At 74.6% G+C, this 12,723-nt stretch carries 8 protein-coding genes; 1 reads left to right on the top strand and 7 read right to left on the bottom strand.

What is annotated here, in order from left to right; translation table 11 throughout:
• The first annotated feature begins 27 nt into the window (after nt 1-27).
• Nucleotides 28-1,830 (top strand): ABC transporter ATP-binding protein, encoded by a 1,803-nt coding sequence (locus AWX74_RS00265; protein ID WP_091270332.1) that lies wholly within the window; start codon nt 28-30, stop codon nt 1,828-1,830.
• A 116-nt stretch (nt 1,831-1,946) separates the two neighbouring features.
• Here AWX74_RS00265 and AWX74_RS00260 read toward each other — a convergent pair whose 3' ends face one another.
• The 7 genes from AWX74_RS00260 to AWX74_RS00230 form a co-directional block, all read right to left on the bottom strand.
• Nucleotides 1,947-3,512: an amidohydrolase family protein gene (locus AWX74_RS00260; RefSeq protein WP_091270330.1), complete on the bottom strand. Its 1,566-nt coding sequence runs from the start codon at nt 3,510-3,512 to the stop codon at nt 1,947-1,949.
• Between the two features lie 72 nt (nt 3,513-3,584).
• A complete protein-coding gene (locus AWX74_RS00255) occupies nt 3,585-5,816 on the bottom strand; it encodes an AfsR/SARP family transcriptional regulator (RefSeq protein ID WP_091270327.1) in 2,232 nt (743 codons plus the stop codon).
• A 70-nt stretch (nt 5,817-5,886) separates the two neighbouring features.
• Nucleotides 5,887-7,236, bottom strand: a complete 1,350-nt coding sequence (locus AWX74_RS00250) for a hypothetical protein (RefSeq protein ID WP_131799370.1) — start codon at nt 7,234-7,236, stop codon at nt 5,887-5,889.
• Between the two features lie 656 nt (nt 7,237-7,892).
• Nucleotides 7,893-8,822, bottom strand: a complete 930-nt coding sequence (locus tag AWX74_RS00245) for an NAD(P)-dependent oxidoreductase (RefSeq protein ID WP_091270322.1) — start codon at nt 8,820-8,822, stop codon at nt 7,893-7,895.
• Between the two features lie 101 nt (nt 8,823-8,923).
• Nucleotides 8,924-9,655, bottom strand: coding sequence for a carboxymuconolactone decarboxylase family protein (locus tag AWX74_RS00240; RefSeq protein WP_091270320.1), 732 nt, complete (start codon nt 9,653-9,655; stop codon nt 8,924-8,926).
• On the bottom strand, nt 9,652-11,667 hold the full coding sequence (locus tag AWX74_RS00235) for a class I adenylate-forming enzyme family protein (RefSeq protein ID WP_091270318.1): 2,016 nt from the start codon (nt 11,665-11,667) through the stop codon (nt 9,652-9,654). The genes AWX74_RS00240 and AWX74_RS00235 overlap by 4 nt, the downstream gene beginning before the upstream one ends.
• The gene (locus AWX74_RS00230; protein ID WP_091270316.1) at nt 11,664-12,461 is read right to left on the bottom strand and encodes a DUF3050 domain-containing protein; all 798 of its coding nucleotides are present in this window, start codon (nt 12,459-12,461) and stop codon (nt 11,664-11,666) included. The genes AWX74_RS00235 and AWX74_RS00230 overlap by 4 nt, the downstream gene beginning before the upstream one ends.
• Nucleotides 12,462-12,723: the final 262 nt, after the last annotated feature.

Below are 12,723 nucleotides of genomic sequence, written 5' to 3'. Positions count from 1 at the left end.
CCCCGGACGAGGAGAGCAGGAGAGCACGTGCAGACACCCTTATCGGACGACGGCCTTCTCCCCACCGCCACCGCGGGCGAGACGTGGCGGTACGCGGTGCGGCTGCTTCGGCCGCGCTGGGCGCTCGTGGTGCTCACGGTCCTGGTGCTGTCGGCGGGGACCGCGCTCCAGCTCGTCACGCCACGCGCCCTCGGCTGGGTCGTCGACGCCGCGATCGACGGTGACCGCGGCGCCGTGGTCTGGCCCGTGCAGGTGCTGGTGTTCGTGACGATCGCCGCCGGAATCCTCCAGGCGCTGACCAGGACGCTCATCGCGCTCGTCGGGGAGCCCGTCCTCGCGTCGCTGCGGGAGGACGTTCTGGAGCGGGCCCTGCGGCTGCCCGCCGGCGAGGTCGAACGCGGGGGCTCGGGGGACCTGGTCGCCCGGATCAGCGGCGACGTCGAGGTCGTGACCGCCGCGATCCGCTCCACCGTGCCGACCCTGGCGATGTCGGTCTTCCTGGTCTGGATGACGGCCGTCGGCCTGGCTGTCATCGACTGGAGGTTCGCCGTCGTCGCGCTGCTCGCCCTGCCGACCGACATCTACGCGTTGCGGTGGTACCTGCGCCGGTCGGGACCGGTCTTCGCGGACCAGCGGATCGCCGAGGGCGCGCGGGCCCAGCAGCTGCTGGACTCGGTCGGTGGCGTCGACACCGTGCGGGCGTTCCGGCTCGGCCCCGACCACCTCCGCCGGTCCGCGCGTCGCTCCGAGGAGGCGGTGGAGGTCGCCTACCGGGCGATCCACTTCCGGACCCGCTTCTGGGGGCGCATGCACCTGTCCGAGGCGATCGGTGTGGGCGTCGTCCTCGTCGCGGGCTTCTACCTGGTACGCGACGGTGCCGTGACGGTCGGCGCGGCGACCGCGGCGGCGCTCTACTTCAGCCGCCTGTTCGAACCGGTCAACATGATCCTGATGATGATCGACACGACCCAGGAGGCCGGTGCGGCGCTGGCCCGCCTCGTCGGCGTGGCCCGGGTCGCCCCGCCGCCGCCGCGGGAGCGGGCCGCCCTCGGCGAGCCGTCCGTGGACGTCCGCGGCGTGGACTTCGCCTACGACGAGGGCCGCGAGATCCTCCATGGCGTCGACCTCGCCGTCCGTCCCGGCACGTGGACGGCGGTCGTGGGCGCCAGCGGGGCCGGCAAGACGACCCTGGTCAAGATCATCTCTGGGCTGCATCCACCGGCGGCGGGCGAGGTACGCCTCGGTGGCGTGCCCGTCGGTGAGCTCGGGCCGGAGCAGCTGCGTGACACGGTGGCGCTGGTGACCCAGGAGGTCCACGTCTTCGCGGGCCCGCTGATCGACGACCTTCGCCTCGCCCGGCCCGACGCCTCGGACGCGGACGTCGAGCAGGCGCTGGAGCGTGCGGGCGCGCTGTCCTGGGTCGCCGCGTTGCCCTCCGCCGAGCGGACGGTGGTGGGCCGGGGCGGCCACCGCCTCACCCCGACGCAGGCACAGGAGCTCGCGCTGGCCCGCCTGCTGCTGGTGGACGCACCGGTCGTCGTCCTGGACGAGGCCACCGCCGACGCCGGCAGCGCCGGTGCGAGGAGGCTGGAGGGGGCCGCGCGGCGCGCGCTCGAAGGCCGGACAGTGATCGTCGTCGCGCACCGGCTGACCCAGGCCGCCGCCGCCGACGACGTCCTGGTGCTCGAGCAGGGCCGCGTCGCCGAGCGGGGGACCCATGACGAGCTCGTGGCCGCGTCCGGGCGGTACGCGCGGATGTGGTCGGCCTGGTCGTCGTCCGGAGCGCCGCCGTCGTCCATGGGTGCTCCGGAACCCGCCACCGCGGTCTGAGCCTGGCCGGGCGGCCGGTGAGCGGCGTCGGTCCGTGCACGGCATGGGTCAGCCGGCGGCATGGACCAGCCGGCGGCATGGATCAGCCGGCGGTGTGGATCAACCGGCGGTGTGGATCAGCCGGCGGTGTGGGCGAGGGCTCCGTCGATGAGGGTGGCGGCGACCCGGGCCGCGTCCGGGTCGGCGAGGGCCTCGTCGAGCGAGCCGCGCAGCAGGCAGAGGTCCGCGGGAAGGCCCGGCCGGATCCGGCGGGGCTGGGCGGGGGTGTCGGGATGCCCCAGGAAAAGGTCGAGCGCGGTGCGCCCGTCGACCCGTTCGTCCCCGCCGAGCAGGGCGCCCGCCGCGGTGCGCCGCCGTGTGGCCGCCCGTACGGCCCGCCACGGATCCGGGTGGCCGAAGGGCGCGTCGGTACCGGCGGCCACGGCGACACCGGTGGCCAGCAGTGACCGGCACGGGTAGAGCCAGGGAAGGTCCTCCGGGTCGACCTCCGCGAGATAGACGTCGCCGCGCTCGGCCACGAAGTTCGGCTGGGTGACGACGGTGAGGCCGGCGGCGCGGACGAGTTCGGCCAGCTCCGGGGGGATCACCGCGCCGTGCTCGATCCGGTCGGCTGGCCGGGCGCGGCCGCCGGGATCGGGGCCGGCCTCCTGGATCGCCGCGAGGGCGACCACGAGCTGGACCCGGGTCACGCAGTGCACGGCGACGGCCGCCCCCGCCCGGTGGGCGGCGCGGATCCGCGGCGCGAGGGCGTCCGGGCTCGGCAGGTCGGTGTCATCCAGGATGATCTTCACCGGCCCGGCGGTGAGCCGGACGTCGTGCGGGCCCGCGCCGGACGGATCGAGCGGGCCGGGTGGCACCGGCTCGGTCGAGGGGAGCATCAGGGCCAGGCGCTGCGGAAGGGCGCCGGTGGCGACGGCCCGTGCGAGCGCCGCGGCGTCGGCGGGCCGCCGCTCGGGCGTGGCGTCGGTGAAACCGGTGACTCCGGCGGCGAGCGCGGTCCGGCCGACCGCCGCGAGGTCCGCCGCGATCCGCGGTATCCGGCTGGCGAGCCAGCTGTCCAGGCGCCACAGGCGCCCGGTCGGCGCTCCGGCGGCGGTGCGTTCGACACCCTCACCGCCCGCGGCGCCGGAGGAACCCGCCGGGCTGGAGGAGCGGGAGGAACTTGTGGGGCCGGAGGATGAGGCCGAGCCGGAGCCGGAGCTCAGGCCGACCGCCCGCAGCGCGGCCGAGTTCAGAACCCACAGCGCGCCGCCGCGGTGCTGGACCCGGGTGGGCACGTCGCCGGTGAGCGCGTCGAGTGACCAGCGGTCGAGGTCCCCGGCGACGGACGGGTGGTACCCGATCCCGCGCACCCAGCCGTCACCGCCCCGGCTCCGGGCCGCCGCGGCGGCTGCGGCGGCCGTGGCCAGCGTCCGGGCGAACGCCGGCCGGTCGGTGACCGCGGGCGGTCCGAGCTGGGTGGATGCCAGCGACGCGGCGAGCGACATCAGATGGACGTGGTGGTCGTGCAGGCCGGGCAGCAGCGCGCCACCCGCCGCGTCGAGCTCGGCCTCGCCGGCGCGGCGCTCCAGGCGCTGGCCCGGCGGCCCGACCGCGGTGACGAACCCGCGGTCGATCCGGACGTCGCGTAACCCGCGCCCGCCCGCGGAGCCCGTGAGGACCTCGGCACGTCGGACCAGCACACGATCACCTCGTCTGCGGCCTGGGCTGGGAACGAGCGGTCTCAGCCTACGGCGCGCGGCCTCGGCGCGCGGTCAGGAGGCGAGTGCCGTGACCGCGTCCAGCGTCGCGATGCTGACCCGCAGCTGGGTCGCCCGCGGGTCGGCGAGATCCTCGAAGATCCGCAGCGCCTCGGCCCAGGAACGCCGCGCCGCGGTCTGGTCGGCCGCCCGCAGATAGCTCTCCCCGAGAAAGGCGAGCGCCCGTGCGGTGGTGTGACGGTCGCGGATCTCGCGGGACAGCGCCAGCGTCTGGCGGCACACCGCGGCGGCCTGGGCGTGGTCGCCGCGGGCGAGATGGTCCTCGGCGAGGCCGAGCTGTGCCAGGCCGAGCCCCCAGTCGTCGCCGAGCTCGGCCAGGATGTCCGCTCCGGACCGATGGCAGGTGATCGCCTGGTCCAGGTCGCCCAGCCGGCGGTGGGCCCGACCGAGCTCGAGCTGGGTCAGCGCGAAGCCCCACAGGTTCCCCACCTCGCCGAAGATCCGCAGCGCGCCCTGGTGGTGGACCATCGTCCGGTCCGCCCCGTGTACGTGGGCGATGCAGAGCAGGTTGACGGCCTCGCTCCACTGGTCCGCCGTGACCTGGCCCATCGCCAGCGCCTGCTCGAACATGTCCAGGGAGCGCCCCGACATGCGGAGATCCTCGTAGGCGAGCCCCGCGCTCATCAGCAGGGTGGACTCGCCGAGCCGGTCGTTCAGATGCCGTGCGGAGGCCAGACCGATCTGCGCGCAGGTGATCCAGTCGGCCCACCGTTTGCTCACGTGGAAGTAACCGGTCAGCGCGGCCGCCAGGCGCCACGCGAGGGCGTGCTCGCCCGCCGAGGCGGCCGCGCGCACAGCGGTCATGAGGTTCGGGTGCTCGGTGGTGAGCCAGACCGAGGCCTGGCGGTAGCTGCCGAAGATGTCCGGTGGGCACTCGTCGGAGGCCGGGTACGCCGCCGGCCGGCGGCCGTGCGGGTGGATCAGGTTGGCGGCCCCCACCGCGGTCCGCAGGTACCACCCCACCAGCCGCCGCAGGGCCAGGCCCGGGGCGATGTCGTCGTTCCCGTCGCCGGCCAGCGTCCGGCCGAACACCCGCACCGTCGTGGGCAGCCGGTATCGGTCCGGTGTCGGCGACTCGGCGAGCTGTTGGTCGACGAGGGCGCCCAGGTCGCGCCGGACGAGCCCGCGCGGACGCCGGAGCATCGCGCAGATCGCCGAAAGCGGCAGGTCCGCGCCGTTCCACTCGCTGAGCAGACGCAGCGCCCGGGACGGATCGGGGTCGGTGGCTGCCCGCGGCGCCGGGAGGTTCCGGTACCGCAGCGCCAGGGACTGGTGCACCACCGCCGGCGGTCGGAAGGGGGCTTCCTGCGGCGTTCCCACCGTGGCCCGGACGGGCCTCGCCGGATGCTCGTCCAGCACCCGTCGCCGCACGACCGCGGCGACGGGCGCCGCGGTCCGGTGGGCACCCTCGAGGTCGGCTGGGTCGAGGGCGGAGGGCGGGGCGGGCTGGTCGTCGGCCAGCATGATCCGGTGCAGCCGCTGAAGGCCGCGGCCGGGGCCGACCCCGAGCTCGTCCCGCAGGACGCGCCCGACCGCGCGGTAGGCGTCGAAGGCCTCGGCCTTGCGGCCACAGCGGTACAGGGCAAGGATCAGCATCTCCCAGGGATGCTCCCGGATCCTGGTCTCCTCGACGAGGCGTCGCAGGCCCGTCACCGCGCCGTGGTGGTCGCCCGTCATCACCTGGGCGGTCAGCGCCAGCTCCCGCAGTCGCAGCTGGGCCTCGGCCAGATGCGGCGCCTGCTCGCGCCGCAGGCGCTCCACCGGCACGTCGCAGAAGGGGTCACCGCGCCACAGCGCGAGGGCGTCTCGCGCGTCCGCGGCCGCGTGGACCCAGTCCGAGCGCGCCGCGGCGTCCTGCGCCCGCGCGGTGAGAGCGGCCTGCGCCACCAGGTCGATGTCGGCGGTGTCCCGTGGCTCGAGCAGATACCCCGGGGAGCGGGTCACGATCCGGCCGGCCGACGACGGCTCCAGTAACCGGCGCAGCCGGCTGACGTAGTTCTCGAGGGTCTTGCGCGCGGACGGCGGGGGCGATCCGTCCCAGAGCAGGTCCGCCAGGCGGTCGGCCGAAACGACGGTGCCGGCGTCGACCAGCAGGGCCGCCAGGACGCCGCGCTGCTTGGGAGCGGAGACCGGAACCAGCCGGCCGAGCTCGTCGCGGACCTCGAGCGGGCCGAGTAAGGCGAAGCCGGGGCCGCCGGCCACCGGTGTCCGTCCGGTTGTCTTCATCGGTCCTCCAGGACTGTCGGCGGAGCTGACCGGTTCCGACGGGTTCGATGGGTTCGATCGTTCCGGGACGTCAGCACGGCAGCGCCCACCAGGCTTCGGCCCGGGCGGGCGCGTGCGTCGGGTGCCTGGGTGTGCCCTGGCCGGGGGTCTCCGGCCGTCGGTCGGCCCCGACCCGGCCGCCGATCGCGACCCGGCCGCCGGCCTCGGGCGCTGTCCGGGCAGCGGCCGGCCGTGCCGCCCAGACCGCCAGATCGGCGGCGAGCTCCGGATCCTGCGCGGCGGCGGCCTGGCGGCTCGCGGTGAGCAGAAGGCCTGCCCAGTCCGAGTCCGTCGACACCGCGGCGAGGCCGCGCAGGCCCGCTCGGGGGGCCGCGGTGCGCAGGCTGTGGGCCTCCAGCACCAGCCGCATACCGGCGGACGGGTCGGCGGGCAGGACATCGCCCGCCAGCCGGGCCAGCACGGCGGCGTGGCCCGCCGCCCTCGCGTCCCGCGCCGGCCCGGCCGGCCCGGCCGGATCGAGTGCCGTGATCCGGCTGTGCCAGGTCGGTGCGGGTATTCGCGCGGGTGCCAGCGCCGGCGAGGCCGGTTGATTGGCCTCGCCCGCCCAGGGCTCGATCACCGTCTCGAGCAGATGGTCCGCGGCATGTCGGTCGCCATGGCGCCGGGCGGCCCGCAGGGCGCCCGCCAGACCGAGGGCGAGGTCCGGTGGGTTCCGCGTCGCGAGCCGACGCTCCACCACGGTCACGGCCGGCGGCACGCCGAGATGTGCGGCGGCGGCCGCCAGCCGTTCGGCCCGGTCGGCTTCGGCGGGACCGCGGGCCTGCCTGATGACCGCCGCCACCCGGCAGGCGCGCGCGAGATAGCCGGGATGCGTGAGATGGCCGGGATGGGCAGGGTGACTGGAGATGATCGCCGGGGCAGCGGTGCCGCCCGGCGTGAGCGTGCCGAGCCCGGCGCGGATCGCGAGGTCGGCCGCCACGAGTGCCAGGTCCGGGTCCCCGAACGCCGCGAGCACGTCACTGGCGAGAGCGAGCACCCGCGCCCCGTCAGGCCCGTCGGGCACGGCGGGCGGGTCCGGCGGGCGCGCCCCTTCCTGCTGGCAGGAGCCGCCTCGCCGGCAGGACCCGCCCGGCCGCGACCATGGGTGGAACACCGCCTGCACGTCCGCCAGTGCGGAGGCGCCGTGCCCCTGCCCGGCGTGGATCAGGCCGCGCCGCACGCGCACGTCGGCGAGCTGGCCGGCTGCTGCCGGTGCCCGGTCGGCGAGAGCGGCGTAGAGCCGCTCGCCGGTGTCCAGCGCCCGGATCGCGGCTGACGCGTCACCGGCCCGATGGCACAAACCGGCCAGGTCGTAGCTGATGCCACCGAGAATCCGTGTGCACCGCTGGTCGTCCGGCGATTCCGCGTGCAGTTCTGCCATAACCTGTGCGGCCGCCGACTGGAGTTCCACGGCCCGGTTCGTGTCTCCGGTGTTCTGCGCGAGCCGGGCCTTCTGCAGCAGTCGGGTCGCCTTTCTTTCCCGGGCCGGCGGTTTTCGCCGTCGCAAATCTAATAACAAGGCCCGTCCTGCCGGCCGTCGTCCGCCCCGATTCCACGTGGTGCCGGGCGGTGTCGAGGTGAAATGGGCCGTGTTCTGGCAGTCGCCGCATTGCGACACGGGCGAGTCCACCCTTCCTACTATGGTTCCTGCGGTGCCTGTTCGTGGACCGCCAGAGGCGCAATCGGCCCGCATTCCGGCCTGCCGTCGAAGGTCCGCCCAGCCGGTCGTGAATCGGCTTTCTCCCGTCAGTCGACTAGGAGTTTCATCTGTGTGCGCATAGCTGTCAACTCGTCAGACCGCCCGCGTCGCAGCGAATGACGCCGCCCGGGGGGTGTTGTTCTCCGTTTCGGTTACTGTCGGGTTCTGCGGATGTCCGTATCGGAAAACCACCGGCCCGTGGGGCGGCGTGCGATCTCGCGGTTATCCGCGAAATCGGTTGACCGGCGTGGGCGGAAGCGGATGTCCGGTGCCCGGCCCGCGCCGCGATCGCCGGGACGACGGTCAGGTCTCCCCGGGTGCTCCCACCGCGTCCGTGATCAGCCCGGAAGCTCCGCGACGGCCAGCCGCGACGACGGGTCGGGGCGAGCCGTGGCGGCGAGCGGGTCGAGCAGCGTGTCGAGGGCCTGCCGGGCGAGCGCGCCCAACGGGCCGGCGTCCTGGCGGACGTCGGCCAGGGCCGAGCCGAGAAGCGACAGGTCCTTGCGGAGCAGCGCGGCGAGTGCGCTCAGATCGGGCCCGCCGCCGGCGAGACCCAGTGGCCGGTCGCCGGGGGGCAGCGCCCGGGCGCTGGCGCTGCACGCCTGCAGGGCGAGCCGCACCCGGTCCGGGTCCAGGCCGAGCTCGCGCGCGGCCCGCAGCGCGTCGACCGTCGCGCCCCGGTGCACGACGAACACGGCGTTGTTCAGCAGCTTCACGAGCTGGGCGCTGCCCACCTCGCCGGTGTGCAGCACGGTGTGCGCGAACAGATCGAAGATCGGGGCGCACCGACGTACCTGCTCCTCGTCACCACCGGCCAGCACCACGAGCGCCCGGCCGGACTCCGTGCGCGCTCCGTTGCTGACCGGTGCGTCGAGCAGCACGAGTCCGCGCTCGTGGGCGAGGGCGGCCAGCTCGGCACAGGTCCCGGGCGAACAGGTGCTGTGGATGACGATCAGGCCGCCCCAGGGCATCGTCTCCAGCAGGCCGCCGGGCCCGGCGACCACCGTGCGGACGTCGTCGTCGGAGAAGACGCACACGGACGCGATCGTGACCCGGCGGCCGAGGTCGGACAGGCTCCCGGCCACCTCGACGCGTGCGGAGCGGACCTGTTCGACCCGGTCGGCTCGCAGGTCGTACACGATCGGCCGCAGTCCGCCCGCCACACAGGCCTGGACGATCTGGGCACCCTGGTGCCCGAGGCCGACGAAACCGTAGCTTTCGGTGTCCGACGGACCGTCTCCCTGCGCGGCGGTGTGCGCGGTGTGCATGGCGGGCTCTCCTCAAGATGGTTTCTGGTCAGGGGCCTGGCGGAGTTTCGTCAGTGGTGGTCGGGCCTCAGTGGTGGTCGGGCCTCAGTGGTGATCGGGCCTCAGCGGTGGTCGGGCCCGCGCGGCCTGTCCGGCCGCCCGTCTCGGAGCCCGTCCCGCAGAGCGGCCGTGGCGGTGGCGGGCACCTGGCCGTCGATCTCCGCGATCAGCTCCCGCAGGTCGGCGGTGGACAGGTCCGAGGAGGCGAGGGCTGAGCGCAGGTGGTGCCGCAGCGGATGGACCGCGCCCGCGGACGCGCAGGCACTGATCGCCACGAGGCGGCGCTCGCGCACGGTCAGGCCCGGTCTGCGCCACACGTGCCCGAACACGAACGCGAGCATGCCGGCCTCGACGAAGGGGCTGTCCGGGCGTGGTGCCTCGACGCGGTTCACCGTGCGGAACGCCTCCTCGCCCGCCCGAACACGTTCCCGCGTGGTCTCCTCGTTCAGCGGGGTGTCGGACTCGAGCACCGGCCAGGTCGCCCGGTGCTCCGAGCCCTCGCCGTGCACGGACGCCCACTGGAGCCGCACGATCGCCTCGAGCTCGGATCCGCGCGGCCAGCCCGCGTAGACGGCGTAGTGCAGCACGAACTCCAGCAGATCGCCCAGGCCGATCTCCTCCCGCTCCAGGACCTCGCGCACCCTGGCGGCGAGCGCTTCGGTGGCCCCGGACGACGCCAGGCACACGAGCCGCACCAGGTGCCGGTCCCGAGCCCCGAGGCCCCCGCGACCGGTGGCCGCGGCAGTCGGCTCCTCCGTCCTCTCCCCGCTCTGGGCGGGCGGCGCCGCGGTCACCGGTCCGACCTGCTGGCGACGAGGGCTTGGCCGGCGGGTTGGGCCGGCGAGACGGCCCCCTCGGACCGGGCGGTCCCAGCGGCCGCACCCGCTGCGGGGACCGCCATCGCCAGCGGGGACGGCGGGGACGATGGCGGAGGCGGCGGGGAGGTCCGCAAGGTGACCGGGCGGTTCGCCTCGGGCACCGGCGACGGCTCCGTCCCATCCCGGAACTCCCGCTTGAGGGTTTTGCCGGTGACACCGATCGGGAACTCCGACCACGGCATGATCTGCAGCGCGACCAGCTCCTCCGCCGGGCTGAGCAGCGCGTTCAGTTCCTCCCGCAGCCGCTCGGCGCCGATCTCGACGCCGGGCCGAAGGGCCACCGCCGCGGCGGGCCGCTGCGTTCCGTCGGGCTGGCGCGCCCCGTAGACGCAGACGTCGAACACGGCACTGTGTCGGTGGACGCGCTCCTCGATCGGCAGGCTGTAGACGTCGCCGTCACCGGTGTGGATGACATCGACCTCGCGGTCGAGCTGGACGACGTGACCACCCGACCAGCGGGCGACGTCCCCGGTGAAGAACCAGCCGTCCCGGACCGCCTCGTAGGTGAGGGAGTGGTTGTTCCAGTAGGCCTCGAACAGCGTCTTCCCACGTACCTCGAGCCGTCCCACCTCCCCGCGGCCGACCGGCACGCCGTCGCGCGCGATGCGCACCTTCGGCCCGAAGGGAGCCGAGTGCCGTCGGCCGATCCGGCGGTCGTATCGCCGGGTGACGGGCGAGTAGTACCGCAGGACCGACGGGGTCCCGACCTCACTGGAGCCCTGCGCGTCGAGGTAGACGGATCCGCGCATGGGCAGTCCCAGCCGGCGGAAGGTGCCACCCACCCGCACGCACGGCCGGATCATCTCCTCGTGCGCGGCGTCGGCGGTGCTCGCCCAGAACCGCATGGCACGCAGGTCATGGGCGGCGAGGGGCACCTCCTTGAGCTGGGTGTAGGTGATGGGGAAGCCGAAGAAGCCGGTGTACCGCTCCCGGGCCAGCTCCTCGACGACGCGGTGGGCGTCGAAGTCGCGTCCGGTCGCCGTGGTCCAGTGCGCCCGGATCCCCAGCAGCAGCATCGAGTTGAAGGTGAGGATGACCGCCTGGTGGTTGTTCGGGACGGCCAGATACCCACGGTCACGCCGCGGCGAGACGTGGACGTAGCACAGCCAGCCCCGCACGGCGCGGGACTGTGGACCGTTGCGCAGGATCACGGCCTTGGGGAACCCGGTCGTCCCGGACGTGTGCACCAGCAGGAGCGGCTCCCGGGGTCCGCGGTGGACCGCGGCGGCGGGCTCGCCGGCCGCGGCGAGCAGGTCCTCGATCCAGTGGACGGCGGCCGCCGTGACGCCACCCAGCGCCGCGGTCAGTTCCCGCACGTCCGCCGCGGGGACGTCGGCGGCCCGCCCGACGAGCACGACGGCGTCGACGCCGCCGGGCGTTCCGCCCTCCCGCAGCACCCGCAGCAGGGTCGGGACGTCCGCGAACAGGATCCGGGCGTCGATGTTGAGCAGGTAGGGCGCGACCTTGCCCGCGGCGAACGCGCCGTTCATGGGGCAGGCGACGCCACCGGCCCGCACGACGCCGAGGTGCAGCAGGTGAATGTCGAGATGGTTCCGTTTGAGGATGGCGACCCGCTGCCCGTGGCGCAGACCGAGCGCGCGCAGCGCGGCCGCGACCAGGCCGGCGGTCGCCTGGATGTCCCGCGCCGTCCAGGCGACCGGGCCGGGCGCGGCACCGGCACCGGGACCAGGGCCGGGGGGCGGCCCGAAACGAGGACCGGGAGCAGGACCGGGCAGGGACCAGGTGCAGGGCTCGTCGCTGGTGAACAGGACCCGGTCGCGATGCCGACGCGCGGCCCGGTCGGGGATCCGCTCCAGCGACATCGGGCCCAGCGCGAGCCACAGTCGCCGGGGCAGCGCGACCGATGCGCAGACGAAGGCGACGTAGGCGGCGGCGAGTCCAGGCAGGACGAACAGGGCGACGATCATCGGGACACCGGCTGTCGATCGGGGAGCGTGGCGGCGATGCCGTCCCACAGCGCGGCGCGGGCCTGGAGGCAGCCCCGCACCACGTCGGCGCACTCCCGCCAGCGCCGCGGGTCGTCGCCGGCCAGCGCGACGAGCATCTCCATGGCCATCGGGGTGTGCTGCTCCCCGTCGACGGCGACGTGCCGGGCCAGATAGTCGCGGAAGGTGGCCATCTCCACGTTGCCGGCCAGCACCTGGGTGAACATCTCGGGGATCAGGTCCTCGCGGCCGAAGGCGAACGCGGCCGCCAGGGCATGCGGCGCAGCGGTCGCTAGCAGGTCCCAGGTGGCCCGCACGAACGCGGCGGCCGGGGCCGGCACCGCTGCCCGGGTGATCGCGGCGGGTACCGGCGTGCCCGCGGCGAGCTCGTCGAGAAACCTCCTGATCGGCCCGGTGTCGGCGCCCGCCTGCTCCATCGCCTCGAGGTAGAGCTCGAAGTGGCTGATGTAGGAGCCGCCGTACTCGTCACTCTCCTCGACGAGGACGATCTCGTTGATCAGCCGGCGGCAGGCGCGGTGGGCGGTCGGCGTCCACGGCACGTCGACGCAGGTCAGGGTGCGCTGAAGGGACTTCAGCAGCGACATGAAGTCCCAGACCGCGAAGACGTGGCTGGTCATGAAGGCGGTGACGTCGTCCGCGCTGACCAGGCGGGCGTACACCGGGTGGGCGAGGACGGTGTCGCGGACCGGAGCTGTCTCCGCGGTCAGCCAGACGATCGACGGATGGGCGCCGCCCCAGGAATAGCGACTCGGCACGGGTCATCAACCCTTCGGAAGTACCGGAACACGACATGGGCCGAACCGCGGCGGTGGGCCACGCGGCGCCGCTACGCCCGAACCCGTCGGCCCGCATCGACCTCCGTCGACGTCGGGAAGGGCCCTGCGGCCGGCTGACCTGCGATGTGGACCACCGGCGCTGGCCGGTAGCCGGCAGGTTCCCGGTCGCGGGTAGCGTCCCGGTAGCGTTGCGCCAGCAGGCCGCCACCGGCCGCCGCTACCCGGCGGCAGTCCTCCCGTC

Source organism: Parafrankia irregularis (genome assembly GCF_001536285.1).
GTDB classification, from domain to species: Bacteria; Actinomycetota; Actinomycetes; order Frankiales; family Frankiaceae; genus Parafrankia; species Parafrankia irregularis.
This window is presented reverse-complemented; position numbering and strand designations above follow the sequence as displayed.

Coding starts and splice junctions, on each gene's coding strand:
- AWX74_RS00255 (WP_091270327.1), bottom strand. CDS start 5,816: ATGAAGACAACCGGACGGACACCGGTGGCCGGCGGCCCCGGCTTCGCC.
- AWX74_RS00250 (WP_131799370.1), bottom strand. CDS start 7,236: ATGGCAGAACTGCACGCGGAATCGCCGGACGACCAGCGGTGCACACGG.
- AWX74_RS00245 (WP_091270322.1), bottom strand. CDS start 8,822: ATGCACACCGCGCACACCGCCGCGCAGGGAGACGGTCCGTCGGACACC.
- AWX74_RS00235 (WP_091270318.1), bottom strand. CDS start 11,667: ATGATCGTCGCCCTGTTCGTCCTGCCTGGACTCGCCGCCGCCTACGTC.